General features: G+C 73.5%; 25 protein-coding genes. 16 read left to right on the forward strand and 9 right to left on the reverse strand.

The features are described 5' to 3' along the window. Nucleotides 1–384, forward strand: a 384-nt coding sequence (locus ACWGKU_RS31310) for a hypothetical protein (RefSeq protein WP_380548731.1), incomplete at its 5' end; no start/stop codon positions are given. A 108-nt stretch (nt 385–492) separates the two neighbouring features. Here ACWGKU_RS31310 and ACWGKU_RS31315 read toward each other — a convergent pair. From ACWGKU_RS31315 to ACWGKU_RS31325, 3 genes are all read right to left on the reverse strand, one after another. After that, complete coding sequence (locus tag ACWGKU_RS31315) at nt 493–1431, reverse strand: hypothetical protein (RefSeq protein WP_452180066.1); 939 nt, start codon at nt 1429–1431, stop codon at nt 493–495. A 290-nt stretch (nt 1432–1721) separates the two neighbouring features. Further along, the gene (locus ACWGKU_RS31320; RefSeq protein ID WP_380548736.1) at nt 1722–2942 is read right to left on the reverse strand and encodes an acetyl-CoA C-acetyltransferase; all 1221 of its coding nucleotides are present in this window, start codon (nt 2940–2942) and stop codon (nt 1722–1724) included. 63 nt (nt 2943–3005) lie between these two features. Then, nucleotides 3006–4088, reverse strand: a complete 1083-nt coding sequence (locus tag ACWGKU_RS31325; RefSeq protein ID WP_452180067.1) for an SGNH/GDSL hydrolase family protein — start codon at nt 4086–4088, stop codon at nt 3006–3008. Nucleotides 4089–4304: 216 nt separating this feature from the next. On the opposite strand from ACWGKU_RS31325, the gene ACWGKU_RS31330 reads away from it, so the two are divergent. From ACWGKU_RS31330 to ACWGKU_RS31350, 5 genes are all read left to right on the forward strand, one after another. Then, entirely contained in the window at nt 4305–5705 is a 1401-nt protein-coding gene (locus ACWGKU_RS31330) for a cystathionine beta-synthase (RefSeq protein WP_380548742.1), read from the forward strand. 531 nt (nt 5706–6236) lie between these two features. Then, nucleotides 6237–6575, forward strand: coding sequence for a hypothetical protein (locus ACWGKU_RS31335; protein WP_359914041.1), 339 nt, complete (start codon nt 6237–6239; stop codon nt 6573–6575). Between the two features lie 200 nt (nt 6576–6775). Then, nucleotides 6776–8077 (forward strand): L,D-transpeptidase, encoded by a 1302-nt coding sequence (locus tag ACWGKU_RS31340; protein ID WP_452180068.1) that lies wholly within the window; start codon nt 6776–6778, stop codon nt 8075–8077. Nucleotides 8078–8153: 76 nt separating this feature from the next. Further along, a complete protein-coding gene (locus ACWGKU_RS31345) occupies nt 8154–8705 on the forward strand; it encodes a SigE family RNA polymerase sigma factor (RefSeq protein WP_387695530.1) in 552 nt (183 codons plus the stop codon). Further along, nucleotides 8702–9487, forward strand: coding sequence for a hypothetical protein (locus ACWGKU_RS31350; protein ID WP_401044065.1), 786 nt, complete (start codon nt 8702–8704; stop codon nt 9485–9487). The genes ACWGKU_RS31345 and ACWGKU_RS31350 overlap by 4 nt, the downstream gene beginning before the upstream one ends. Nucleotides 9488–9497: 10 nt before the next feature. On the opposite strand, the gene ACWGKU_RS31355 is transcribed toward ACWGKU_RS31350, so the two are convergent. Together ACWGKU_RS31355 and msrA are read right to left on the reverse strand one after the other, a co-directional pair. After that, complete coding sequence (locus tag ACWGKU_RS31355; protein WP_401044068.1) at nt 9498–9860, reverse strand: cupin domain-containing protein; 363 nt, start codon at nt 9858–9860, stop codon at nt 9498–9500. 184 nt (nt 9861–10044) lie between these two features. Next, a complete protein-coding gene (gene msrA, locus ACWGKU_RS31360; RefSeq protein ID WP_401044071.1) occupies nt 10045–10710 on the reverse strand; it encodes a peptide-methionine (S)-S-oxide reductase MsrA in 666 nt (221 codons plus the stop codon). A gap of 262 nt (nt 10711–10972) precedes the next feature. Here msrA and ACWGKU_RS31365 point away from each other — a divergent pair, with 262 nt between their 5' ends. Further along, nucleotides 10973–12127 (forward strand): cystathionine gamma-synthase, encoded by a 1155-nt coding sequence (locus tag ACWGKU_RS31365; RefSeq protein WP_359914023.1) that lies wholly within the window; start codon nt 10973–10975, stop codon nt 12125–12127. 33 nt (nt 12128–12160) lie between these two features. Here ACWGKU_RS31365 and ACWGKU_RS31370 read toward each other — a convergent pair whose 3' ends face one another. Then, the gene (locus tag ACWGKU_RS31370) at nt 12161–12643 is read right to left on the reverse strand and encodes a MarR family winged helix-turn-helix transcriptional regulator (RefSeq protein ID WP_387735624.1); all 483 of its coding nucleotides are present in this window, start codon (nt 12641–12643) and stop codon (nt 12161–12163) included. A 122-nt stretch (nt 12644–12765) separates the two neighbouring features. On the opposite strand from ACWGKU_RS31370, the gene ilvA reads away from it, so the two are divergent. The 3 genes from ilvA to ACWGKU_RS31385 all read left to right on the forward strand — a co-directional run bounded on the left by ilvA (nt 12766) and on the right by ACWGKU_RS31385 (nt 16033). Then, nucleotides 12766–13977, forward strand: coding sequence for a threonine ammonia-lyase (gene ilvA / locus ACWGKU_RS31375; protein WP_380548758.1), 1212 nt, complete (start codon nt 12766–12768; stop codon nt 13975–13977). A 153-nt stretch (nt 13978–14130) separates the two neighbouring features. Further along, on the forward strand, nt 14131–15174 hold the full coding sequence (locus tag ACWGKU_RS31380; RefSeq protein WP_401044075.1) for an ATP-binding cassette domain-containing protein: 1044 nt from the start codon (nt 14131–14133) through the stop codon (nt 15172–15174). 1 nt (nt 15175) lies between these two features. Then, nucleotides 15176–16033 (forward strand): ABC transporter permease, encoded by an 858-nt coding sequence (locus ACWGKU_RS31385; protein WP_359914012.1) that lies wholly within the window; start codon nt 15176–15178, stop codon nt 16031–16033. A 35-nt stretch (nt 16034–16068) separates the two neighbouring features. Here the strand turns inward: ACWGKU_RS31385 and greA are convergent, their stop codons facing one another. Continuing rightward, nucleotides 16069–16569: a transcription elongation factor GreA gene (gene greA, locus ACWGKU_RS31390; protein ID WP_380548767.1), complete on the reverse strand. Its 501-nt coding sequence runs from the start codon at nt 16567–16569 to the stop codon at nt 16069–16071. A 310-nt stretch (nt 16570–16879) separates the two neighbouring features. Beyond that, entirely contained in the window at nt 16880–17293 is a 414-nt protein-coding gene (locus ACWGKU_RS31395) for a DUF4307 domain-containing protein (RefSeq protein ID WP_359899458.1), read from the reverse strand. Between the two features lie 236 nt (nt 17294–17529). Between ACWGKU_RS31395 and mca the strand changes: the two genes are divergently transcribed. The 4 genes from mca (at nt 17530) to ACWGKU_RS31415 (ending at nt 21358) form a co-directional block, all read left to right on the forward strand. After that, a complete protein-coding gene (gene mca, locus ACWGKU_RS31400) occupies nt 17530–18435 on the forward strand; it encodes a mycothiol conjugate amidase Mca (RefSeq protein ID WP_401044080.1) in 906 nt (301 codons plus the stop codon). A gap of 49 nt (nt 18436–18484) precedes the next feature. Next, the gene (locus ACWGKU_RS31405) at nt 18485–18676 is read left to right on the forward strand and encodes a hypothetical protein (protein ID WP_359899461.1); all 192 of its coding nucleotides are present in this window, start codon (nt 18485–18487) and stop codon (nt 18674–18676) included. Nucleotides 18677–18754: 78 nt separating this feature from the next. Continuing rightward, nucleotides 18755–20125, forward strand: a complete 1371-nt coding sequence (locus ACWGKU_RS31410) for a sensor histidine kinase (protein WP_452180069.1) — start codon at nt 18755–18757, stop codon at nt 20123–20125. Between the two features lie 306 nt (nt 20126–20431). Continuing rightward, on the forward strand, nt 20432–21358 hold the full coding sequence (locus ACWGKU_RS31415; RefSeq protein WP_452180070.1) for an ArsR/SmtB family transcription factor: 927 nt from the start codon (nt 20432–20434) through the stop codon (nt 21356–21358). 38 nt (nt 21359–21396) lie between these two features. On the opposite strand, the gene ACWGKU_RS31420 is transcribed toward ACWGKU_RS31415, so the two are convergent. Continuing rightward, nucleotides 21397–22044: a response regulator transcription factor gene (locus tag ACWGKU_RS31420; protein ID WP_359899467.1), complete on the reverse strand. Its 648-nt coding sequence runs from the start codon at nt 22042–22044 to the stop codon at nt 21397–21399. A 214-nt stretch (nt 22045–22258) separates the two neighbouring features. On the opposite strand from ACWGKU_RS31420, the gene lanKC reads away from it, so the two are divergent. Together lanKC and ACWGKU_RS31430 are read left to right on the forward strand one after the other, a co-directional pair. Continuing rightward, nucleotides 22259–24826: a class III lanthionine synthetase LanKC gene (gene lanKC, locus ACWGKU_RS31425; protein ID WP_452180071.1), complete on the forward strand. Its 2568-nt coding sequence runs from the start codon at nt 22259–22261 to the stop codon at nt 24824–24826. A gap of 5 nt (nt 24827–24831) precedes the next feature. After that, complete coding sequence (locus tag ACWGKU_RS31430; RefSeq protein ID WP_380548803.1) at nt 24832–24918, forward strand: class III lanthipeptide; 87 nt, start codon at nt 24832–24834, stop codon at nt 24916–24918. Nucleotides 24919–25029 lie beyond the last annotated feature (111 nt).

Consider the following 25029-nt stretch of genomic DNA (forward strand, 5'->3'; position numbering starts at 1 on the left):
ATGCATGACGTAGCGCCCCTGGACGTGGATCCCCTGGTCGAAGCCGCCGAGTCCCTGGCGGATCGTTTCCGCTCGCTGCCGCAGAGCAAGCTGCTGGGCGCCGTGCCCGGGTACGGGTCGCGGGCGGCGGCCGCGCTGGAGCTGGCCCGGCGGCTGGTCGCGCTGACGGCGGCGGTGGAGGGCGGCCCGCGGCGGGAGTTCCCGGACGCCGGGGCCTTCGCGGCGGGGGACCAGCTGGCAGTCGCCGCCCACGACCTGGCGGCCGCGCTCGCGGCGCTGCCGGAGGGCGCGGAGGTGGCGCTCCCGGACGGGCCGGTGGCGGCGGCCGAGGTGCTGGCCGGGGCGGTGGCCGCGGTGCGGGAGACGGCGGCGCTCTGCGGCTGAGGCCCCGGGACGCGTACACGCCGAAGGCCGGCCGGGTCGGTAACCCCGTGACCCGGCCGGCCTTCGGTGCGCCGCGCGCTGGTGATCCCGCGATCAGGTGAGCCGGTGTCAGATGCTGGCGACCACCCGGTCGGCGAGCACGTAGACGGCCTCCTCGTCGGTGGAGAAGGTCAGCGAGTACGAGCCGGAGAAGCGCGAGCCGCCGAGCAGTCGGACGTGCTCACCGGCACGGACCGCGTCGATCAGCCGGTAGGCGGCCTCCCGGTCGCCCGGGGCCACGCAGAGGGTGGTGCCGTCGGCGAAGGCGTACACGTCCAGGGTGCCCAGCGGGCCGGGGCGGACGTCGATCAGGGCGACGGCCTCCTCGGCGAGGGCGGCCAGCCGGGTGTCGGTCCACTCCCGGGACGGCGCCTGGCTGGGCACGAAGTCGGGGTGCGAGGGGTGGCGGCGCGGGTCGGGCGCGGCGACCGGGGCCTCCTCGACGGCCTGATCGGCGTCCAGCAGCCCGGCCTCCAGGCCGGTGGCCAGCAGGTCGGCCTCGCGGCGGGCCCGGGCGTCCTTGGTCTCGCCGGCCGGGTGGCCGGGGCGCAGCGGGACGCCGCCCTCGGTGTCGGGCTCGGCCGGGGCGGTGCCGCCCTCGTTGATCAGGTCCTCCAGCGCGGAGCGCAGCGCCTCGCCGAACTCCGGGTCCATCGTCCCGGCGTTGTCGACGGCGTCCTGCGGGCCGGTGGGGCGGGGGAAGAACAGCGGCCACTCGTCGGTGCCGGAGAACGCGCCGGAGAACGGGGAGTCGAACAGCGGGGCGTCCTCGGCCGCGCGGGCCTCCTGCTCGGCCCAGAACGCCCGGGCCTCGGTGATCTCCCGCTCGCGGTCGGCGGCGAGCGCCTCGGCGACGGCCCGGCGTATCGCGGCCTCGTCCACCGGGGCGGGCTCGGCCGGGGCCGCGGCCTGCGCGTCCAGTCGGCGGGAGAGTCCGCGGAGGTGGAGCAGCACGGCGGTCGACACGGCGATCAGGATCAGCAGCAGGATGGTGTAGACGGCGCTCACGGAACGTACTCCTAGCGAGGAGCGGAACGGGGTTACGTGTCCACACTGCCGCATGCGGGGCTGTTACCGCAGTGGCGAATGTCCAATTCGTCCAGGACTTTCGCTCTTGTCCCCAAATTGTTAGGTAACACCGTTCTACGCAGTGGAGTTGATCCGCTCCGCAGTGTCGATTTCCGGGTCGAAAACGAACGAAAAGAGGGCCGGATCGACCTCGCGGTGTGATTCGGCCCTCAATTACGCTGCGTCACTCCAAATGGGTGGTCCAGACCCTTCGGAGGGTGTCCCGAGGGTCAGCTCAGGCGCTCGACGACCATCGCCATGCCCTGGCCGCCGCCGACGCACATGGTCTCCAGGCCGAACTGCTTGTCGTGCCACTGCAGGGAGTTGATCAGGGTGGTGGTGATCCGGGCGCCGGTCATGCCGAAGGGGTGGCCGATCGCGATCGCGCCGCCGTTGACGTTCAGCTTGTCCAGGTCGACGCCGAGGTCACGGTAGGAGGGGATCACCTGGGCCGCGAAGGCCTCGTTGATCTCGACCAGGTCGATGTCGTCGATGGTCAGGCCGGCCCGCTTGAGCGCCTGCCGGGAGGCCTCGACCGGGCCGTAGCCCATGATCTCGGGGGAGAGCGCGCTGACGCCGGTGGAGACCACCCGGGCGAGCGGGGTGATGCCGAGCTCGCGGGCCTTGGTGTCGGACATGATGACCAGCGCGGCCGCGCCGTCGTTCAGCGGGCAGCAGTTACCGGCCGTCACGGTGCCGTCCGGGCGGAACACCGGCTTCAGGCCGGACACGCCCTCCAGGGTGACGCCGGCGCGCGGGCCGTCGTCCTTGCTGACCACGGTGCCGTCCGGGAGCGTCACCGGGGTGATCTCGCGCTCCCAGAAGCCGGACTCGATGGCGGCCTCGGCGAGGTTCTGCGAGCGGACGCCGAACTCGTCCTGCTCGGCGCGGGTGATGCCCTTGAGCGCGGCCAGGTTCTCGGCGGTCTGGCCCATCGCGATGTAGGCGTCCGGCAGCAGGCCGTCCTCGCGCGGGTCGTGCCACGCGCCGCCGCCCTCCTCCGCACGCTTCTTGGTGCGCGCCTGGGCCTCGTCGAAGACCGGGTTCATGGTGCCCGGCATGCCGTCCGAGGTGCCGTTCACGCTGCGGGAGACGGTCTCCACGCCGGCCGAGACGAACACGTCGCCCTCGCCCGCCCTGATCGCGTGCAGCGCCATCCGCGTGGTCTGCAGCGAGGAGGAGCAGTAGCGGGTGATGGTCGCGCCGGGCAGGTAGTCCATGCCCATCTGGACGGCCACGATGCGGGCCAGGTTGTGGCCCTGCTCGCCGCCGGGCAGGCCGCAGCCCAGCATCAGGTCGTCGATCTGGCGGGGGTCGAGCTGGGGCACCTTGGCCAGGGCGGCCTGGATGACGTGGGCGGTCAGGTCGTCCGGGCGGACGTCCTTGAGCGAGCCCTTGAAGGCCCGGCCGATCGGCGAACGGGCAGCGCTGACGATGACGGCTTCGGGCATGGCGGGCTCCTCGCTGGGTGACGGCGGACCTGGCGTCCGGGAGGAAAGTTACCGCCTGGTAGGTCAGTCGTCACCCGCACCAGCGTGTGAGCTGGCCGACGTATTCCCAGGGGCTCCGCCGGCGCGCGGACCGGCTTCCTTCCCGCTCTCCGGGCCGGTCGGGCCGATCCGCAGCCGGTGCCTCAGCTGGGCCCAGCGGCGGCCCGCGCCCTCCGCCGCCACGGCCGTCACCTCGGTGCCCTCCCGCCCGGCCGCCGCGGCGGCCGCGACCGCGACGGGCAGCACCGCGGCGCCCCGGACGGCCGTGGCCGGGCGGTCCTCCTGGGGCCAGAGCCCCAGCACGGCGCAGACCGAGGGCAGCACGGCCATCGCGGCGGTCGCGTAGCCCTGGGCGGAGGGGTGGTAGCGGTCGGCGGCGAACATCTCGGGGCGCGCGGCGAACTCCGGGCCCAGCAGCGAGCCCAGCGAGACCGTCCGGCCGCCGGCCTCCACCACCGCGATGGTCTGCGCGGCGGCCAGCTGCCGGCTCAGCCGGCGGGCCACCCAGCGCAGCGGCGGCCGCACCGGCTTGATCGTGCCGAGGTCCGGGCAGGTTCCCACGACCACCTCGCAGCCGTTGGCGCGCAGGGCGGCGACGGCCTCGCCGAGCTGGCGGACGGCCAGTTGGGCCGGGCTGTGCCGGGTCACGTCGTTGGCGCCGACCATGATCACGGCGACGTCCGGGCGGTGCGGCAGCGCCTGCTCCAGCTGGCCGGAGAGGTCGGCGGAGCGGCCTCCGGAGCGGGCCACGTTGACCAGCCGGACCGGGCGCTCGGCCACCGAGGCGAGGCCCGCGGCCAGCAGCGCGCCCGGCGTCTCGCCGGAGCGGGCCACGCCGAGGCCGGCGCCGGTGGAGTCGCCGAGGACGGCCAGCACGAGCGGGGGCTGCGCGGCGGCGGAGCGGTCGGCGAAGGCCTCGCCGTAGACGCCGTCGGCCCTGGGCGGGTGGGTCTCCAGGACGCCGATGGCCTGGATCGCGAGTTTGCTCTCGGTCAGCAGCAGGCCGACCAGGCCCACCCCGAGCAGGCCGAGCCCGCCGCCGCCGTACGCCGCCGCGGTGGCGATCCGGCGGGCCACCCGGGCCCGCGAGTGCTGCGCCCCTGGCATCCCGGTGCCCCCTTCCCGTGCTCCTGCCGGCCCCTCCGGGCCACGGCAATGCCTGCACAGCGCTCTTACCCGCGCGGGGGCCGGGAGTACCGGGGGCGTCGGCGGGGGTGGGCCATTGGGGGCGGTGGGAAGGAGGGGAACCGCGGGGCGGGTGCCACGCCCTACGCTTTGCAGTACCGATAAGCAGTCGCACGCCCACACTCCGGGAGGATCCCCGTGCGGTACCACAACTCGATCATCGACCTGGTCGGCAACACGCCGCTGGTCAAGCTGAACAAGGTCACCGAGGGCATCAGCGCGACAGTGCTGGCGAAGGTCGAGTACTTCAACCCCGGTGGCTCGGTCAAGGACCGCATCGCGATGCGCATGATCGAGGCCGCCGAGGCCTCGGGCGCCCTCAAGCCGGGTGGCACCATCGTCGAGCCGACCTCCGGCAACACCGGTGTCGGCCTGGCGATCGTGGCCCAGCAGAAGGGCTACAAGTGCATCTTCGTCTGTCCCGACAAGGTGTCCACCGACAAGATCAACACCCTGCGCGCGTACGGCGCCGAGGTGGTCGTCTGTCCGACCGCCGTCGCTCCGGAGCACCCGGACTCGTACTACAACGTCTCCGACCGCCTGGTCCGGGAGACCCCGAACGCCTGGAAGCCGGACCAGTACTCCAACCCGGACAACCCGGCCTCGCACTACCACTCCACCGGCCCGGAGCTGTGGGAGCAGACCGAGGGGAAGATCACCCACTTCGTGGCGGGCGTCGGCACCGGCGGCACCATCTCCGGCACCGGCAACTACCTGAAGGAGGTCTCCGGCGGCAAGGTCCAGGTGATCGGCGCCGACCCGGAGGGCTCGGTCTACTCGGGCGGCACCGGCCGGCCGTACCTGGTCGAGGGCGTCGGTGAGGACTTCTGGCCGACCGCCTACGACCGCGGCGTCGCGGACGGGATCGTCGCCGTCTCCGACAAGGACTCGTTCCAGATGACCCGCCGCCTGGCCAAGGAGGAGGGCCTGCTGGTCGGCGGCTCCTGCGGCATGGCCGTGGTGGCCGCGCTGGAGGTGGCCCGCGGGCTCGGGCCGGACGACGTCGTGGTGGTGCTGCTGCCGGACGGCGGCCGCGGCTACCTGTCGAAGATCTTCAACGACGACTGGATGGCCGACTACGGCTTCCTGCCCTCGTCCACCGACGAGGCGCACATCGGCGAGGTGCTGGCCCGCAAGGAGTCCATCGAGCAGGGCGGCGTCCCGCAGTTCGTCCACATGCACCCCAACGAGACGGTCGCCGAGGCGGTCCGGGTGCTGCGCGAGTACGGCGTCTCGCAGATGCCGGTGGTCTCCCCGGGGGCCGGCCACCCGGACATCATGGCCGGCGAGGTGATCGGCTCGGTGGTGGAGAAGCTGCTGCTGGAGGGCATCTTCGCCAAGGACATCGAGCTCACCGACACGCTGGACAAGGTGATGTCCAAGCCGCTGCCGGTGGTCGGCTCGGGCGAGACCGTCACCAACCTGATGACCGTGCTGGAGAAGGCCGACGCGGCCGTCGTGCTGGTCGAGGGCAAGCCGCAGGGCATCGTCACCCGCCAGGACCTGCTGGGCTTCCTGACCGGTCGCAGCCAGCACTGACCCGGCGTCACCGGCGCCCCGTCACCGCCCTGTCGTCGCGTTCCCGTTGCCGCGGACGGGCGCGGAGGATTCGTCCACGGCGGAAGTGGTACACCGGCGTCACCTGTCCGCAGCACGTGGTTAACACGGCTCGGGCATCGTGGTGGTCAACGGCAGGACGCCGAGTGAGGCGACGGCAACCGTCCGGGAGCGGCTCCCCGGCGACCGCGGTCGGCTCCGGACACATCGGGTGGCCCTGACCCGGCCGCTGTGTCCTCCGCCGTGGGAGGCGCCGTCGTCCCGCCCCTGCCCGGCCCCGGCCGGCTGACAGGGTGCGGCGGCTCCCGCGGCAGCACCGCGCCGCACGGCGCGTGTCCGCGCGGCTCCCGGGTGGGGGAGCCCAGGCGGGGCAACGGTGGGGCCGGTCCTTCTCCGAGGGGCCGGCCCCTTCCGTTCGCGCCGTTCGCGCCGTTCGCGCCGGGCGCGCGGGGCGTGCTCCGGGCGGCCGCCCGTGCTCCGCGCCGGGCGCGGCCGTCCCGTACGCTCGCACGCATGACCAGCACTGAAACGACCGACCAGGATGCCCCGCGCTACGTCCGGGTGAAGATCGAGCTCATCGCGGAGATCACCGACGAGGGCGCGCTGAAGGCCGCCGCCCTGGAGGCGGTCACCGCGGACGAGTACCTCGACGACGAGGAGCGCGCCCAGTCCGTCGAGGCCATCGAGGTGGACCCGTCGGGTTCGCTCGCCCACTTCATCGACCCCGTCGCGCTGCTCGGCGACGTGCCCGGCGTGGAGCTCGCCTCGGCGACCTGGGAGTCGGCGCAGACCGAGTTCGACCCGGACGACGAGGAGTGGGACGAGTACCAGGTGGAGGGGTCCGCCGAGTAGGACGGAACCGCCGGGTGACGGTGCTCGCCGTCACCGCAAGTGAACGCCCGGTCCGCTCCGCGGGCCGGGCGTTTTGTCCCTGTTCGTCGGGAAGTTGGGTCATCTCATACGATCGCTTACCCTTCGGTGATGGAACCGTGAACGGGCGTATTGCGTTTCTGTATCCGTAATGCCCGGGATGATCAGCAGGGAGACGCGACGTGACGGCACGGGACGGTCAGGGGCGGGTGGCCGGAAGCAACTGGAGCCGACGCGGGGTCCTCGCGGGACTGATCGGCGCGCCCGTCCTGCTGCTGGCGGCCTGCAACGACAACAGCGGCGGCGGCAGCGGTAACGGCGGTGGCAGCAACGGCGGCGGCAGCGGCAGCGGCTCCGGCGGAGCGAGCGGCACCCCGGCCGGTGGCGGTGCGAGCAGCGCCCCGAAGACCTCGGCCGCGGTCATCACCGTCGCCCCGGCCGACGGCGCCGCCTCCGCGAGCTTCAGCGAGCCGGTCAAGGTCACCGTCGCCAACGGCACCCTGAGCAGCGTCAAGGTCACCGACAGCACCGGCAAGGAGCTGGCCGGCCAGCTCTCCGCCGACGGCACCGGCTGGACCTCGGCCGCCGCCCCCGCCAGCGGCACCAAGTACACCGTCGCCGCCACCGCCCTCGACAAGGACAAGCTGGAGGCGGACTCCAACGCCGTCTTCACCACGGCGACCCCGGCCAACACCTTCGTGGGCTACTTCACCCCCGAGGACGGCTCCACCGTCGGCGTCGGCATGCCGGTCTCGATCAGCTTCAGCAAGCCGGTCACCGACCGCAAGGCCGTCCAGCAGGCGATCACGGTGATAGCCGAGCCGGGCGTCGAGATCGTCGGCCACTGGTTCTCCAGCACCCGCCTCGACTTCCGGCCGCAGGAGTACTGGGCCAAGGGCACCAAGGTCACCCTCAAGCTCCGGCTCAAGGACGTCGAGGGCGCCAAGGGCGTCTACGGCACCCAGTCCAAGGACGTGAGCTTCACCATCGGCCGCGCCCAGACCAGCGTCGCCGACCTCGCCACCAAGAAGCTCACCGTCACCACCGACGGCCAGGTCAGCGCGGTCTACAAGATCTCCGGCGGCTCGCCCGAGCACACCACCTGGGGCGGCAAGATGGTGATCTCCGAGCAGTACACCCAGACCCGGATGAACTCGCAGACGGTCAACCTGGGCAGCGAGTACGACATCGCGGACGTGCCGCACGCCCAGCGCCTCAGCACGTCGGGCACCTTCATCCACGGCAACTACTGGTCCTCGCCGTCGATCTTCGGCGGCCAGAACACCAGCCACGGCTGCATCGGCCTGCGGGACGCCCAGGGCGCCCAGGACACCGGTACGGACGGCTTCAAGTTCTACAAGTCCTCGATGGTCGGCGACGTGGTCGAGGTCGTGAACTCCGGCGACAAGACGGTCGCCCCGGACAACGGCCTGAACGGCTGGAACATGGGCTGGGCCGCCTGGAAGGCCGGCAGCGCCGTCTGACCCGGCACCGCACCCCGGCCGGAAAAACCTCCCGGGCGGACCGAACCTCGCGGTCCGCCCGAGGAGTAGGACGGGTGTGAAACGCGAGCAGAGGCAGCGACAGGACGACGAGTTCAGCGCGTTCGTCGCCGGGAGCGGCCGCCAACTGCTGCGGCTGGCCGAGCTGCTGACCGGAGACCCGGACCGGGCCAAGGACATCGTGCAGTCGGCGCTGGAACGCGCCTACCTGCACTGGCACCGGATCACCGGCGACGACCCCACCGCGTACGTCCGCAGGATCGTGGTGAACCAGCACCGCGACTGGTGGCGCCGGCTGCGCAACCACGAGCTGCCCATCGAACGCGTCCCCGACCGGCCGCTCGCCGACGACCTCGCCGAACGGCAGGCCGAACGGGCCGTGCTGCACCAGGCGCTGGGCACGCTCACCCGCCGGGAGCGGACGGTCGTCGTGCTGCGGTACTACGGAGACCTCACCGAGGCCGCCATCGCGGCCGAACTGGGCATCGCCCCGGGCACGGTGAAGAGCACGCTGCACCGGGCGATGTCGAAGCTGCGCGCACTGCCCGAACTCGCCGACCGCTCCGGCGTGGCGGTGGGTCCCACGACGCACATCGAGGTGACGGTATGAGCTTCGAGCGCCGGATCGGCGAACTGCTCAAGGACGAGGACCCCTACGCGGTCGGACCGGACCCGGTGGTGATCATCGCGGGCGCCCGACGCCGCCGGGCCAGGCGCAGGGCCGGGACCGGGGCCGCCGTGGTCGCGGTGGCCGTGGTCTGCGGGGTGACGGCGGTGACGGCCGGGAACGCCCGGCACGCCGGGCGGATCGCGGGCGAGGCCGGGGCGGCGATGGCGCCCTCGGCGGCGACGGCCGCGGGGGCGCCCGCCGTCCCGGCGCGCACCGCGCCGACGCCGACCGGGCTGCCGTTGTCGCCGGTGAAGCGGGTCGCGGCGAAGGAGAAGGTCGAGGTGGTCCCCGGGATCCGGCTGTCGGTGACCCCGACCCAGGACTGCCAGGACACCGTCGAACCGGCGACCGGCGTCTACGGGCGCACGGCGTGCACCGACGTCCTCTCCGCCCCCGGCATGCCGTACGACCGGCCCGGCATCACCCTGGCCTACAACGAGACGGCCGACCGCCTCGTCGTGCACAGCTACTACCGGGGGCCGACCCCGGCCCGGATCGTCCTCTTCGTGGGCGGCAGGCCCACCGTCGCCACCCTGCTCACCACCCCGGGCATGCAGGGCTGGATCTCCTACTACGGCGACCTGCCGCGGGCCGACCTCCGGACGGGGAGGGTGCAGGCCGTCCCGGCCGTCGGGGCCTACGACGCCGCCGGGAAGCTCCTGGCGGGAAGCCCCGGCCAGGCGGCGGACGGGGCCGCGGAGAAGCCGCCCGCCATGCTCTGAGGCGTTCCGTTCACCGCTTCGCGTAGTCCGCGAAGCCCTGCCAGTCGACGATCACACAGGCCTCCGGGCCCACCGTCCAGGCGTCGTGTCCGGGCGGACAGAGCATGAAGTCGCCGGGGCCGACCTCGAATCCCCGGCCGTCGTCCATGACGATCTTCATCCGGCCGGAGACCACGTACCCGGCGTGGGAGGCCTGGCAGCTGTCGGTCCCGGCGATCGGCTTCACGTGCTTGGACCACTGCCAACCCGGTTCGAACACGGCCCGGCCCACCGGGCCGCCGTCCAGGTTGACCAGCCGTAGCTCCCCTGTGCCCTCCTCGAAGGGACGGACTTCCTCGGGATCGTCGAAGTTCCGCTGGTAGAGATCGGACATGGCGCACTCCTCTCCCACGAGGACGGCCCGGCCACCAGCGGGTGGCCGGGCCGGCCCTGCTGGCCCTTCCAGTCTGCGCCCCGATCGGGGATCGGTCACGTTGAGTGGCCGCTCCCGGGCCCGCCCCGGGCCGCGTTCGGGCCGCGTCCGGGCCCGCCCCCGGGCCTTCCCGGCGCCCGGGAGGTCAGCCCCGGGTGCGGGCCACGCCGATCGGGCAGGAGGCCCCGGTGCCGCCGAGACCGCAGTAGCCGCTGGGGTTCTTGGCCTCCGACAGGTACTGCTGGTGGTACGGCTCGGCGGGGTGGAACGGGCCCGCCGGGGCGATCTCGGTGGTGATCGGGCCGTAACCGAGCGCGGTCAGCGAGGGCTGGAACGCGTCCCGGGTGGCCGCCGCGGCCTCGGCCTGGGCCGGGGAGTGGGTGTAGACGGCGGAGCGGTACTGGGTGCCCACGTCGTTGCCCTGGCGGTTGCCCTGGGTCGGGTCGTGCGCCTCCCAGAAGGTCTTCAGCAGGCGCTCGTAGGGGATCACCGCCGGGTCGTACACCACCCGGACCGCCTCGGTGTGCCCGGTCAGCCCGCTGCACACCTCTTCGTACGTCGGGTTGGGGGTGTGGCCGCCCTGGTAGCCGACCAGCGTCGTCCAGACGCCGGGGAGCTGCCAGAAGACGCGTTCGGCGCCCCAGAAGCAGCCGAGCCCGAAGTCGGCCACCTCCAGGCCGTCCGGGTACGGGCCGGACAGCGGGTGCCCGAGCACGGTGTGCGGCTCGGTCAGGGTGAAGGCCGGGGTCGGCCGGCCGGGCAGCGCCTGGTCGGCGGGGACGAGCGAGGTCTTGTGGCGGTTGAACAGCACGGCCTGCTCCAGCGGGTCGGGGATCCTGGCACGGTGTGCAACGCGAACGGCCGCCCCCGGATTCCGGGAGCGGCCGTCGCGGCCGTCGGCGGCGGCCGGTCGGGCCCGGCGCTGAACGCGTGTTCGAGCGATGGGGTCGCGGCGGCCGAAGGGGCCCGCGCGCCGCGCTTGCGGCCCGCCGCACCCCCGCTCCCACCTGCGGGTTCGTCCCGATCGTCGGTTCGTGCGGGCTCGACGGCATTCGCACACTAGGCTCGGACCCATGACCGAGCACCAGCTTCCTCAGGGCTTCGAGACCCTCGCCATCCACGCGGGTCAGGAGGCAGACCCCCAGACCGGGGCCGTCGTCACGCCGATCTACCAGGTGTCCACCTACAAGCAGGACGGGGTGGGCGGCCTGCGGGGCGGCTACGAGTACAGCCGCAGCGCCAACCCGACCCGTACCGCGCTGGAGGAGTGCCTCGCGGCGCTGGAGGGCGGCGCCCGCGGCCTCGCCTTCGCCTCCGGCCTGGCCGCCGAGGACACCCTGCTGCGCAGCATCCTCAAGCCGGGCGACCACATCGTGATCCCCAACGACGCCTACGGCGGCACCTTCCGGCTGTTCGCCAAGGTGCTGACCCGCTGGGGCGTCGAGTTCTCCGTGGCCAACACCCAGGACCTGGCCACCGTCCGCGAGGCGATCCGCCCCAACACCCGCGCGGTGTGGGTGGAGACCCCGTCCAACCCGCTGCTGGGCATCACCGACCTGGCCGCGCTCGCCGAGGTCGCCCACGGCGCCGGTGCGCTGCTGGTGGTCGACAACACCTTCGCCAGCCCGTACCTCCAGCAGCCGATCGCGCTCGGCGCGGACGCCGTGGTGCACTCCACCACCAAGTACATGGGCGGCCACTCGGACGTGGTCGGCGGTGCGCTGGTGCTGGCCGACGCGGGCCTCGGCGAGGAGGTGGCGTACCACCAGAACGCGATGGGCGCCGTCTCCGGCCCGTTCGACGCCTGGCTGGTGCTGCGCGGCATCAAGACGCTGGGCGTCCGGATGGACCGGCACAGCGCCAACGCGGAGAAGGTCGCCGAGCTGCTGGCGAGCCACCCGAAGGTCAGCCAGGTGCTCTACCCGGGCCTGCCCGAGCACCCCGGCCACGACATCGCGGCCAAGCAGATGAAGGCCTTCGGCGGCATGGTCTCGTTCCGGGTCGCCGGCGGCGAGGAGGCGGCCGTCGAGGTCTGCAACCGCGCGCAGCTGTTCACCCTCGGCGAGTCGCTCGGCGGTGTCGAGTCGCTGATCGAGCACCCGGGCCGGATGACCCACGCCTCGGTGGCGGGCTCGGCGCTGGAGGTGCCGTCCGACCTGGTGCGCGTCTCGGTCGGCATCGAGTCGATCGACGACCTGCTGGCCGACCTCAAGCAGGCGCTGGGCTGAGGCGGTAGGGGCCCCGCGGCCCCTCGTCGCCGCTCACTGCCCCTGCTGGTCCGCCGTGTACGTCTCCATCGCGAGGTTGAAGCGGGCCAGCAGGGCGCAGAACGCGTGCTGCTCCTCCGGTGGCCAGTCGGCCATCAGGCGGCGGGTCAACTCGGCCCGGCCGTCCCGGACTTCGGTGAGCCGGCCGACGCCGTGCGAGGTCAGCGCGAGCCGTACGGCACGGCGGTCGGCAGGGTCCTGCACCCGGCCGACCAGCCCGGCCGCGACCAGCGGGGCGACCTGGCGGGTCACCGTGGAGGAGTCCACGCCCAGGGCCTCGGCCAGGGCCTTGACGTTGGCCGGCCCGTGCCGCTCCAGCCGGTCGAGCAGCAGATAGGCGGCCCGGTCCAGCGCCCCGACCCCGCCGCCGGAGGTCCGGACCTGCTCCATCCGGCGCGCGAACACCGCGAGCTGGTACTGGAGTCGGGCGTGCACGGGGTCGATGCGGTCGGTGGCCTGGGGCGAGGTCGTCGTCATCGCGGCTCACGATCGTCGTGCGGTGAGGGAGGCTCAGAAGCAGCAGAGTACGCGGGCCGGGCGGGCCCGGGAACAGGCCCGACATCCCGGATTGCCGCCGCCCCCACCCGTAGTCTGGCGCCATGCACACCTGGCCGATCACCCTCGACGACGTCCGCGGTGCCCAGAAGATGCTCGCCGGGGTCGCGCGGGTGACCCCGATGGAGGGCAGCCGGTACCTCTCCGGGCTGATCGGTGCGCCGGTCCACCTGAAGTGCGAGAACCTCCAGCGCACCGGGTCCTTCAAACTGCGCGGGGCGTACGTGCGGATCGCGGGACTCTCGCCGGTGCAGCGGGCCGGCGGGGTGGTGGCGGCGAGCGCCGGGAACCACGCCCAGGGGGTGGCGCTGGCGGCCGCGCTGCTGGGCGTGCGCTCCACGGTGTTCATGCCGGTGGCCGCTCCGCTGCCGAAGGTCGCGGCGACCCGCGAGTACGGCGCCGAGGTGCGGCTGCACGGCGCCACCGTGGACGAGGCCCTGCAGGCCGCGCAGCGGTACGCGGAGGCGACCGGCGCGGTGTTCATCCACCCCTTCGACCACTGGGACGTGGTCACCGGGCAGGCGACCGTCGGCCTGGAGATCCTGGAGCAGTGCCCGGAGGTGCGGACCGTCCTGGTCGGGGTGGGCGGCGGCGGGCTGTTGGCCGGGATCGCGGCGGCGGTCAAGCCGCTGCGCCCGGACGTGCGGGTGGTCGGGGTGCAGGCGGCCGGTGCGGCCGCGTACCCGCCCTCGCTGGCGGCCGGGCGGCCGGTGTCGCTGGAGCACTTCGCCACCATGGCGGACGGGATCATGGTCGGGCGCCCCGGCGACATCCCGTTCGAGGTGGTCAACACGCTGGCGGACGGCATCCGTACGGTCTCCGAGGACGCGCTGTCGCGGGCGCTGCTGCTCGGGCTGGAGCGGCTGAAGCTGGTGGTGGAGCCGGCCGGAGCGGCGCCGATCGCGGCGCTGCTGGAGCAGCCGGATTCCTTCGAGGGCCCGGTGGTGGCGGTGCTGTCCGGTGGCAACATCGACCCCCAGCTGATGCAGCGGGTGCTGCGGCACGGGCTGGCGGCGGCCGGGCGCTACCTGTCGCTGCGGGTGCGGCTGGCGGACCGGCCGGGCGCGCTGGCGGGCCTGCTGTCGGTGCTGACCAGGGTGGACGCCAACGTGCTGGACGTGGCGCACGTGCGGATCGACCCGCGGCTGGGGCTGACCGAGGTCGAGGTGGACCTGCACCTGGAGACCAAGGGGCCGGAGCACTGCGCGCTGGTGGTCGGGGAGTTGCGGGACGCGGGGTACGTGGTCTCCCGCTGACCCCTCTCCCTTGACGCGATATATCGCGTACTGGGAGACTCGCGATACATCGCGTTCTGGCCCCGCGGGCCGAGAATCGGGTCGCCCGTGCGCCCAATATCAGGGCAAAGTGGGACAGATCGCCCCATATGTTCGAGGAGATGAGGCAAGGCCATGGCGCCAGCCATCCAAGCCGAGAACCTGGTGAAGACCTTCGGCGACGTACGAGCCCTGGACGGCGTCAGCCTCGACGTCCCCGAGGGCACGGTGCTCGGGCTGCTCGGCCCGAACGGCGCCGGGAAGACCACCACCGTGCGGGTCCTCACCACCCTGCTCCGCCCCGACTCCGGCCGCGCGGTGGTCGCCGGGGTCGACGTGCTCAAGCACCCCAACCGGGTCCGCAGCCTGATCGGCCTGTCCGGCCAGTACGCGGCGGTCGACGAGTACCTGACCGGCTTCGAGAACCTCACCATGGTCGGTGAGCTCTACCAGATGAGCAACCGTGCCGCGAAGGCCCGGGCGCTGGAGCTGCTGGAGTGGTTCAACCTCACCGCGGCCAAGGACCGCACCGCCAAGACCTACTCCGGCGGCATGCGCCGGCGCCTGGACCTCGCCGCCGCGCTGGTCGTCCGGCCGCCGGTGATGTTCCTGGACGAGCCGACCACCGGCCTCGACCCGCGCAACCGGCTCGCGCTCTGGGAGGTCATCGAGACGCTGGTCGAGCAGGGGACCACACTGCTGCTCACCACCCAGTACCTGGAGGAGGCCGACCGGCTCGCCCACGACATCGCGGTCGTCGACCAGGGCCGGGTGATCGCCCGCGGCACCGCCGACCAGCTCAAGGCGCAGATCGGCGGCGAGCGCATCGAGGTCGTGGTGCACGAGCCCGGCCTGGTCGCCGACGCGGTCGCCGCGCTGTCCGGCTACGCGCTGAACGAGCCGACGGTGGAGCGGAACACCCGCCGGATCACCGCTCCGGTCACCGGAGGTGCCCGGGTGCTCGCCGACGTGATCCGCGAACTGGACTCCCGCGGGATCGAGATGGACGACATCGGCCTGCGCCGCCCGACCCTGGACGACGTCTTCCTCACCCTCACCGGCCACGTCGCCGAGGAGCGCCCCGAGGAGGAGGACGCTGCCGGCCGCAAGGAGCGCGGCCGGGGCAAGGGCGGCCCGGGGCCGGACAAGCAGGCCGTCGCGGCCGGGAAGGAGAGCTGAGATGAGCAGCGCCACCGAGCACGCCATCGGCCCGGCGATGCCCAGGCAGCGGCGGGGGGCCGCCGCCGCCCTGCACGACTCCTGGGTGGTCGCCAAGCGCAACCTGCGCCGGATGACCCGCATCCCGGAGATCGTGGTCTTCGGGCTGATGCAGCCGGTCATGTTCGTGCTGCTGTTCTCGTACGTGATGGGCGGGGCGATCAGGATCCCCGGCACGAACTCCGGCTCGGACACGTACATCCAGTTCCTGATGGCCGGCATCTTCGCCCAGACCGTCACCTTCGCCGTCGCCGGTGCCTCGGCGGGCATCGCGGAGGACATGAGCAAGGGGCTGGTGGACCGGTTCCGCTCGCTGCCGATGGCCCGTTCGGCGGTGCTGGTCGGCCGCACCCTCGCGGACCTGTGCCAGACCGCGTTCATCCTGGTCGTGCTGGCGATGGTCGCGCTGCTGGTCGGCTGGCGGATCCACGACGGCCTGCTCAACGCGCTCGCCGCGTTCGGCCTGCTGCTCCTGCTCGGCTACGCCTTCTCCTGGATCGGCGCGCTGATCGGCCTGTCGGTGCGCAGCCCCGAGGCGGCCACCTCGGCCGGGCTGATCTGGCTGTTCCCGCTGACCTTCGTGTCCAACGCCTTCGTGCCGGTCACCTCGATGCCGGAGTGGCTCCAGCCGGTCGCGTACTGGAACCCGTTCAGCGCCACCGTGCAGGCCTGCCGGGTGCTGTTCGGCAACCAGGTCGGGCCGGTGGACAGCGCCTGGCCGATGCAGCACGCGGCGCTGGTGTCGGTGCTGTGGTCGATCGTGATCACCGCGGTGTTCTCCTGGCTGTCGGTGCGCAAGTACCGCTCCTCGACCGCCTGACCGGGCGCCGCCCGGAACGCCGGAGGGCGGCCGGATCAGCCGGCGTGCGGCACGACCTTGACGATCTTCACCATGGCCGGCTTGCCGTTCGGCAGCTCGTAGGTGGCCTCGTCGCCGATCCGCTTGCCGTCGATGGCGCGGCCCAGCGGGGACTGCGGGGAGTAGACGTCCAGGTCGTCGGCGCCCGCGACCTCGCGGGAGGCCAGCAGGAACTCCATGAGGTCGTCCGCGTCGCCGTCGAAGGCGACCGTGACGACCATGCCCGGGGCCACCACGCCCGAGTCGGCCGGCGCCTCGCCGACCTTGGCCCGCTCCAGCAGCTGGGTCAGCTGACGGATGCGCAGCTCGTACTTCCCCTGCTCCTCCTTCGCCGCGTGGTAACCGGCGTTCTCCTTGAGGTCGCCCTCCTCGCGCGCCGCCTCGATCTTCTGGGCGATCTCGATGCGCCAGGGCCCGGTCAGGTGGTCCAGCTCGGCCTTGAGCTGGTCGTAGCCGGCCTGAGTGAGCCAGGTCACGTTCTCGCTGGTCTGGGTCACGGGTGCTCCTCGTAGGTGCTGGGGGCTGTGCTGAGGGTGTGAGTCGTCAGCAGGGGTCGGTGGTGATATCGGTCTCAACTACAAAGCAACGCCCGCTCCCGTACCATCCGGTGCGGAAGGGGCGAAACCACGAGACTAACAAGTCCTGCTGACAAGCGGGAGGGGCGTTTGCGCGCCATTGACGGCGGCGTTACGCCCTGGTGTACGGCAGTGGTGTGCGGGACCCTCTACGGATGCCCGCTCCCCGGATCGAATATGCGCGCTACCGGGGGCGGGTGCGCCGCCCGGGGCGCGCGTTGCCCGGGGCGCGCTACTTGGCCGGGGTGCAGCCCAGCAGCTCCGCGGTGGTGCCGCGCGCGGTGGTGCGCAGGGTGACCACCGCGTCGTAGCTGGAGCCGGCCGCCGGGACCGGGAAGTCGGCGACCCCGACCACCGCGTGGTCGTCGGACTGCGAGCGGACCGTGCAGGTACCGGCCTGCCCGTCGCCCTTGCGCACGGTGAGGTGCAACTGGACCTCGGAGTCGGAGAGCACCTGGAAGGTCGGCACCGAGCCGTTGATCTTCGACTCGCGCAGCAGGTAGGAGCCGCCCAGCCAGGCGATCAGGCCCAGGCCGAGCACGCCGCAGACCGCGCCGATCACCTTGAGGCGGCGGTCCGAGTCGCGGTCGCCGCCGCGGCCGTAGCGCCCCTCGGGCAGACCGGTGGCGGTGGTGTCTGCACTCATCGGACTCCGTCCTCTCCTGGGGGCGCGGGGTGGTGCGGGGGAATGCGACGCTCCTCCAGTCCGTCACTATAGGAGGGGCACGCCCGCGGCCGGTCCGGCGGGGGCAGGGCTCGGCCGCGCCGGTGACGTTCCGCGGCCCGGCCCCGCGGCGACGCGGTCCCGGAGTGAGCGGTTCGAACGGTGGGCAGACCCGGACTTCGCGGAACGCCCGACGAGTGTGGAAGGAACGCAAGGCGTTGACTGAGCAGTTGCGACTGATGGCGGTGCACGCCCACCCGGACGACGAGTCCAGCAAGGGCGCGGCCACCATGGCCATGTACGTCGAGCAGGGCGTGGACGTGCTGGTGGCCACCTGCACGGGGGGCGAGCGCGGGTCGGTCCTCAACCCCAAGCTCCAGGGGGACCCGTACATCGAGGAGAACATCCACGAGGTGCGCCGCAAGGAGATGGACGAGGCGCGGGCGATCCTCGGCGTCGGGCAGGCCTGGCTGGGCTTCGTGGACTCCGGCCTGCCCGAGGGGGACCCGCTGCCCCCGCTGCCCGAGGGCTGCTTCGCCCTCCAGGACGTCAAGGAGGCGGCGGAGCCGCTGGTCCGGCTGATCCGCGAGTTCAAGCCGCAGGTCATCACGACCTACGACGAGAACGGCGGCTACCCGCACCCGGACCACATCATGACCCACAAGATCACCATGCTGGCGTTCGACGCCGCGGGCGACCCGGACGCCTACCCGGAGGCCGGCGAGCCCTGGCAGCCGCTCAAGCTGTACTACAACCACGGCTTCCCGATGGGCCGCATCCGGGCCCTGCACGAGTACCTCACCGAGCACGGCCACGAGTCGCCGTACGGCGAGTGGATCGAGGGCTGGGAGAAGAGCGGCCGCAAGGAGCGCGAGATCACCACCCGGGTCCGCTGCGACGACTGGTTCGAGACCCGCGACCGCGCGCTGATCGCCCACGCGACCCAGATCGACCCGGACGGCCCGTGGTTCCGCGTCCCGCTGGAGGTCCAGCGCGAGGTCTGGCCCACCGAGGACTACGAGCTCGCCCGTACCCTGGTCGACGTGGACCTGCCGGAGGACGACCTGTTCGCCGGCCTGCGTACCCCCACCCTGGCGGCCGAGGCCGCCGACACGCGCGACTGAACCACCCCCCGACGGCCCGGCTCCGCGTGAGCCGGGCCACCATAGAGATATGAGCGCCTCCGTGAACCTCATCAACATCGCCGCTGACCTCGCCGTCGACGACGCCAAGGTCACCCCCGGCCTGCTCGGCTTCCTCGTCTTCGCGGCCCTCGGCGTCGCGACCTGGTTCCTGGCCAAGTCGATGAACCGGCAGTTCAAGAAGGTCGACTTCGTCGAGCAGCCGGAGGCGCCGAAGGAGTGAGCCGTCGGCCGGTCCCGCGGGACCGGCCTTCGGTGAAGCCGCCCTGGCGGGCCGTCGGGCTTCGTAGGATCCCGAACCATGACGTGGTCGTGGCACACCGTGGTGCGCAGGGCGGGGTACGGAACGGCGGCGGCGGGGGTGCTGGCGGCCGCGGTGGCGGGGTTGGGGAACCCGGGGCCGCTGATCGTCCTCTCCGGCGCGGTGGCGGTGGTGGCCGGGCTGTTCCCGGCGCTCTGGGCCCCGGGACGGGTCGGCGCGGTGGGCCCTTCGGTGCTGGCCGCCTGCGCGGTGTCGCTGCTGGTGACGGCCGGCTACCGCGGGCCGGTGTTCGGCAGCATCGAGTCCTGGTGGCTGCTGGAGACCGTCGCGCTGCTCGCGCCGGTCGTCCCCGCGGTGCGCAGGCCCCCGGCGGCGGCCGCCTTCGGCTACGGCGCGCTGCTGGTCGCGGCGGTGGCGCTGATACCGCTGCGGATCGGGGTCTGGGCCGAACCGCCGGCCCCGCCCGCGGTGACCACCAAGCTCTGCCTGATCTCCGCGCTGCTGGCCTGCGCGGTGGTCGGGGTCGGCTGCTACCTGCGCTCGATGGACACCCGTGCCCGGGCGGCGGTGGTGGCCGAGCGGCGGGCACAGCGCCTGGACCTGGCCCGCGACCTGCACGACTTCGCCGCGCACGACGTCACCGGGGTGGTGGTGCTGGCCCAGGCCGCGCAGGTGCTGGCCCAGCAGGACCCCCAGCGGGTGGTCGAGCTGCTGGCCGGGATCGAGGCGGCCGGCCGGCAGGCGCTGGTCACCATGGACCGGACCGTGCAGGTCTTCGCGGCGGACGACGCCGATCCGGAGCCGCGCGGGCGGTCCGGGACGGAGGCGACGGCGGACCGGGGGGCCGCCCCGGGAGCCGGACGGGGCGCGGGGCGGGCGGCGGCGGGCGGGCCCGGTGCGCGCACTCTGCGCCGCGACCTGAGCGAACTGCCCGCGCTGGCCGAGCGGTTCACCCGCAGCGGTTCCGCGCGGGTGCGGCTGGAGGCCCCCGCGGAGGCCGAACTGGCGGCGGTGCCGGCGGCGATCAGCGGGCTCGGCTACCGGCTGGTGGTGGAGGCGCTGACCAATGTCCGCCGGCACGCGCCCGAGGCCCGGGAGGTGGCGATCGAGGTCGGCCCGGACCGGTGCGGCGAGCGGCCGGCGTTGCGCGTCACGGTCACCGACGACGGGGTGCCGGGCGGGGCGGGGGACTCCGGCGGGGCGGGCGGTAGTGATGGCGCGGGCGGTAGCGGCGGTGCGGGCGGCGCGCTGGGCGGGGCCGAGCGGGAGGGCGGCGGCTTCGGCCTCGCGGGCCTGCGGGAACGGGTGGAGGCGGCCGGCGGTGAGCTGACGGCCGGACCGGGGCCGGAGGGCGGCTGGCGGGTCGGCGCGGTGCTGCCGACGGAGGGTGTGGCGGGCCTCGGGGGCTGACCGGGCGGGGTGGTTCCGTCGGTCCCGGCCGGACGGCTGATTCGAGCCTGCCGACGGGTCCATCCAGGCCATTCGGCACATCCGGCGGCGGCCGATTCGGCGTTCCGAACGATCAAATGGGCCGATCGGCCGATGGCGACGCGCCTCGTGGGCGGGCAAGGATGTCGGTGCGGCGATCAGGGCGCGGGGTTCCCCTGGGCCGTCCCGACGCAAGAATCCCGAGCGGGGGAACAGCCTGTGATTCGCATTGCGATGTCTGCCGAGGATCTGGCTCGTGTACGAATTGCTGGAAATGTCGACCAGGAGATGGAGGCGGTGCTGGCGCTGGAGGCGTGGCGGAGCGGCGGGGAATTCTTCCGCCCCTGGCAGCGGGCCGTCCGCGGGCAGTTGGCGCGGCAGCCGGTGCTGGCCGAGCGGCTGCGGCGCCTTTCGGGAGCCAACGGTGGTTTCCGGGACGTACTGCGGGTGTGGGCGAATGGCCGGATCGTGTCGTCCGGCCGCGGCGCCGAGCCGGTGGTCCAGCGGGCCGATGTGGCCGCGGCGGTCCGCGAGTTCCACCGGGTGGCGCTGGAGCCCTGCTGGGCGGACGTCCGGTCCCGGCTGGAGGCGGAGCGGGACGTCCGCCGCCAGATCGCCGGCCGCGGCGGGGTGGACGCGCTGCTCGGCACGCTGCACCCGCAGATCCGCTGGGCCGCCCCGGTGCTGGAGATCCCCGCCGAGCGGGACGTCGAACTCGCCCTCGACGGGCGGGGGTTGCGGCTGGTGCCGTCGCTCTTCCTGCAGGGCGCCGGAGTGGTGCTCCGGCCCCGGCGCGGGGAGCCCGAGGAGGCCCCGACGCTGCTCTTCGCGATGCGTCCCGACCGGATCGGCCTTCCCGTGCCCGCGGGTGCGCCGGACGCGGCGCGGTGCGCGCGCCGGGGCGGGGACGAGCCGCTGGCCGCCCTGGTCGGCCGGACCAGGGCCGCGGCCCTCCACGCCGTGCTGGACGGCTGTACCACCGGCGAGCTGGCGGGGCGGCTGGGCGTGACCGCCTCGGCGGTCAGCCAGCACACCTCCGTGCTGAGGGCGGCCGGGCTGATCGACACCCGGCGCTGCGGCAACGGCGTGCTGCACACCGTCACCCCGCTGGGGCGGGCGCTGCTGCGCGGTGAGGCCCCGTCGGGCAGGGAGGGCCGGCCCCTCGGCGGCGCGGCCCCGCGGTGGGTCGAGGGCCGTCGGCGGGCGCTGCGATGAGGGGCCCGGGTCGCGCGGCGGGTCGCGGGCGGGCCGGCTCAGCCGCGCTCGGTCAGGCCCGACTCCCAGGCCCAGGTGGCGATGCCCACCCGGTTGCGGGCCTTCAGCTTGCGCTGGAGGTTGGCCAGATGGGTCTTGACGGTGCTCAGCGAGATGAACAGCTCGGCGCCGATGTCGGAGTTGGTCAGCCCCTCGGCGACCAGGACGGCGATCTCCTCCTCGCGGCCGGTCAGCGGCTCGACGGGGGAGCGGTCGACCCGGCGCGGGCCGGTGAAGTGGTGCAGCAGGCGGGTGGTGATCTGCGGGCTGATCAGCGAGTCGCCGACCACCGCCGAGCGGATCGCCTCGGCGAGCAGCGCGGGCCCCGAGTGCTTGAGCAGGAAGCCGCAGGCGCCGTTGCGCAGCGCGGTGTGCACGTACTCGTCGAGGTCGAAGGTGGTCACCACCACGACCTTCACCTCCGGGGTGATGCCGGTCAGCCGGCGGGTGACCTCCAGCCCGTCCAGCTCCGGCATCCGGATGTCGACCAGCAGGACGTCCGGCCGCAGGGTGCGGACGGCCTCCAGGGCCTCCAGGCCGTCCGCGGCCTCGGCCACGACCTCCATGTCGGGCTGGGCCGCCAGGATGTGCCGAAACCCCTGGCGGACGCTCGCCTGGTCGTCGGCGATCACGACACGCGTCTTCATGGCGTCATGATCGCACGGGCTTTCGGTGCCTCCGAAGTGAAGGCCGGGATTCCGCCTGGTATGCGTCGGATTCAGTTCCCGCTTAACACTGTTGTCACATGACGGGGCGCCCGGGAAGGATGGTTCCTGTCGGAACGGGGCACCGAGGCTTCGAAAGTTCCGGCGAACATCGGAATTCGGTTCAGCGGATATTCGAAAGGGGGCGGAGGGCGAAGTGGACGCGAAATACGAGTCGTATGCGATAGCCGACCCGGTGTGGTACGACGCCCTGGAGCGGTGTGACGACCGGGACTCCCGGTTCGCTCCGGGCGGGGGCCTGCTGCCCGAGGGCTGGCGCGGCCGCACCCAGGGGGTGTGGGAGGTGCTGGCGCCGCCCGGCGGCCCCCGGCTGCCGGAGCAGGGCTGGAAGGTCCACGTCAGCGCCACGCCCGAATCCGCCGAGGAGACGATCGAGACGGCCTGGCGGGTCTGCCGCCGGCTCGGGCTGCCCTGGAAGTACCTGCGCAGCCGGCTGGTGGTCGCGGTGACGAACGCCAAGTACGCCGACCGGTCCGCCAGCGGCAAGGTCGTCACCGTCTACCCGCGGACGGCCGCGGAGCTGGAGACCGTCCTCGCCGAGCTGGACGAGGCGCTGGGCGGCCGTCCCGGTCCGTACGTCCTGTCCGACCTGCGGTGGAACCAGGGCCCGGTGTCGGTGCGCTACGGAGGCTTCGCCCTGATGTGGTGCGAGCTGCCGGACGGCACCAGGGTTCCCGCGGTGGAGGACCCGGACGGCCGACTGGTGCCGGACGCCCGGCGCCCGCGCTTCACCGTCCCGGAGTGGGCCTCCACCCCGGACTTCCTGGCCGAGCGGATCGCCGCGGCCGCCGCCGACGCGGGAGCCGGCCTCGGCCGCTACCGGGTGGTCAAGGCGCTGCACTTCTCCAACGCCGGCGGGGTCTACCTCGCCGAGGACGAGGACGGCCGACAGGTCGTCATCAAGGAGGCCCGTCCGCACGCCGGACTGGACGCCTCGGAGACGGACGCGGTGGCCCGGCTGCTGGTCGAGCGGGACGTCCTGGAGCGGATCGGCCACCTGCCGTTCGTGCCGGAGCTGTACGAGTACTTCACCAGCTGGGAGCACCACTACCTGGTGATGGAGTACATCCCCGGCGAGTCCTTCAGTGCCTGGCTGGGCCGGGAGTACCCGCTCACCCGGCACCGCCCGGACGCCCGGACGCTGGCCGACTTCGCGGGGCTCGCGGTCACCCGGCTCGCGCTGGTCGAGGAGTGCGTCGCGGCGCTGCACCGGGAGGGGGTGGCGTTCGGGGACCTCCACCACCGCAACATCATGATCCGTCCGGACGGCACCGTCGCCCTGGTCGACTTCGAACTCTCGACGCCGCTCGACACCCCGCGCCGGCGCACCCTCGGCGCCCCCGGCTTCACCGACCCGGCGATCACCGACGCCCGCGAGGCCGACCTGTTCGCGCTCGGCTGCTGCCAGCTCGCCGCCTTCGTCTCGCTGACCGCGCTCACCCGGCGCAACCCGGCCGTCGTCGGCGGGCTGCTGGACCTCGTCGCGGAGTCCTTCCCGACGGTGCCCGCCGGCTTCGCCGAACGGATGACGGAGCGGCTCGCCCTCTCCCCGGCGCTGCGGCCCCACCTCGGGGCCCGGCCCGCGGCCGGGCCCCGGGCGGAGCTCACCGCCGCGGCCCTGCTGCGCGGCATCGACGGGGCGGCGACGCCCGGGCGGGAGGACCGCCTCCATCCCGGCGACGTGGCCGGGCTGCGCCCCGGCGGCGCGCTCGGACTGGCGTACGGCTCCTCCGGCGTGCTGCTCGCCCGGCACCTGGCCGGGGCCGCACCGGACGAGGAGCAACTGGACTGGCTCGCCGCCGTCGTACGGCGCGCCCCGGCGGACACGCCCGCCGGGCTGTACGACGGGCTGGCCGGAGCCGGCTGGCTGTTCCACCGGCTCGGGCACCCGGACGCCCCGAACGTGGTGGACCGGCTGCTGGCCGGCCCGTTGCCCTCCTCGCTCGGCCTGTACGGCGGCCTGACGGGCGTCGCCCAGCTGCTGCTGGAGGCCGGCGCGACGGACGAGGCGCTCGCCCTGGCCGCCAAGGCCGCCGGGCGGATCGGCGAGACCGGGCTGCTGGACCGGCCGGGGCTGCTGCGCGGCTGGTCCGGGCCGGCGGTGCTGTTCGCCCGCTGCGCCCGCCTCACCGGCGACACGGCCTGGGCGGAGGCCGCCGAACGCGCCGTCCGCTGCGACCTGCGGCACGGCCGGCTGGTCGACGACATGCTGCAGACGTACAGCTCGGGCCGGCTGCTGCCGTACCTGGCGGAGGGCTCGGCCGGAGTGGCGCTCGCCGTCCTGGCCCTGCCCGACGCGCAGGCCGAAGCCCTCGGCGCCGAGCGGGTGCTGGAGGCCGCGGCCCGGGCCGGCGCGGTCCGGGTGGTCGTCCAGGGCGGGCTGTTCAACGGCCGCGCCGGGCTCGCCTACACCCTGTTCCAGGTCGCCGCCCGCCTGCCGCACTGGCGGGCCGAGGCGGAGGATCAACTCCGTCTGGTGGAGCTGCACCTGGCCCCCCACCAGGACGGCAGCGTCCTGCACGGGGACCAGCTGATCCGGCTCTCGACCGACCTGGCCACCGGCTCCGCCGGCGCCCTGCTGGCGCTGGCCGCCGCCAAGAGCCCCGGGCAGTGCCTGCTCCCCGGCGCCCACCCCGTTCACGGGTGGACGCCGGAGCCGGCCGAGCCCGGTACCACGTCCCGGCGAGATGACGAGGGGAGGTGACTGACATGGCCAACATCCTGGCGCTTCAGGAGCTCGACGAGGAGATCGTCGTCGACGCCCCGTTCAGCTCGATCAGCGCGTTCAGCTGCTGATTCCCGTGGCCCGGTGCCACGTCCCGGCGAGATGACGAGGGGAGGTGACTGACATGGCCAACATCCTGGCGCTTCAGGAGCTCGACGAGGAGATCGTCGTCGACGCCCCGT

The organism is Kitasatospora sp. NPDC054768 (assembly GCF_053612025.1).

Bases quoted from the DNA above. Each gene is read 5' to 3' on its own strand.
- ACWGKU_RS31335 (WP_359914041.1), top strand. From the start codon at position 6,237: ATGACCAGCACTGAAACGACCGACCAGGATGCCCCGCGCTACGTCCGG.
- ACWGKU_RS31430 (WP_380548803.1), top strand. From the start codon at position 24,832: ATGGCCAACATCCTGGCGCTTCAGGAGCTCGACGAGGAGATCGTCGTC.
- ACWGKU_RS31415 (WP_452180070.1), top strand. From the start codon at position 20,432: ATGGAGGCGGTGCTGGCGCTGGAGGCGTGGCGGAGCGGCGGGGAATTC.
- ACWGKU_RS31420 (WP_359899467.1), bottom strand. From the start codon at position 22,044: ATGAAGACGCGTGTCGTGATCGCCGACGACCAGGCGAGCGTCCGCCAG.
- ACWGKU_RS31320 (WP_380548736.1), bottom strand. From the start codon at position 2,942: ATGCCCGAAGCCGTCATCGTCAGCGCTGCCCGTTCGCCGATCGGCCGG.
- ilvA (WP_380548758.1), top strand. From the start codon at position 12,766: ATGCACACCTGGCCGATCACCCTCGACGACGTCCGCGGTGCCCAGAAG.
- ACWGKU_RS31355 (WP_401044068.1), bottom strand. From the start codon at position 9,860: ATGTCCGATCTCTACCAGCGGAACTTCGACGATCCCGAGGAAGTCCGT.
- ACWGKU_RS31385 (WP_359914012.1), top strand. From the start codon at position 15,176: ATGAGCAGCGCCACCGAGCACGCCATCGGCCCGGCGATGCCCAGGCAG.
- ACWGKU_RS31395 (WP_359899458.1), bottom strand. From the start codon at position 17,293: ATGAGTGCAGACACCACCGCCACCGGTCTGCCCGAGGGGCGCTACGGC.
- ACWGKU_RS31410 (WP_452180069.1), top strand. From the start codon at position 18,755: ATGACGTGGTCGTGGCACACCGTGGTGCGCAGGGCGGGGTACGGAACG.
- ACWGKU_RS31370 (WP_387735624.1), bottom strand. From the start codon at position 12,643: ATGACGACGACCTCGCCCCAGGCCACCGACCGCATCGACCCCGTGCAC.
- ACWGKU_RS31325 (WP_452180067.1), bottom strand. From the start codon at position 4,088: ATGCCAGGGGCGCAGCACTCGCGGGCCCGGGTGGCCCGCCGGATCGCC.
- ACWGKU_RS31365 (WP_359914023.1), top strand. From the start codon at position 10,973: ATGACCGAGCACCAGCTTCCTCAGGGCTTCGAGACCCTCGCCATCCAC.
- ACWGKU_RS31350 (WP_401044065.1), top strand. From the start codon at position 8,702: ATGAGCTTCGAGCGCCGGATCGGCGAACTGCTCAAGGACGAGGACCCC.
- ACWGKU_RS31380 (WP_401044075.1), top strand. From the start codon at position 14,131: ATGGCGCCAGCCATCCAAGCCGAGAACCTGGTGAAGACCTTCGGCGAC.
- ACWGKU_RS31405 (WP_359899461.1), top strand. From the start codon at position 18,485: ATGAGCGCCTCCGTGAACCTCATCAACATCGCCGCTGACCTCGCCGTC.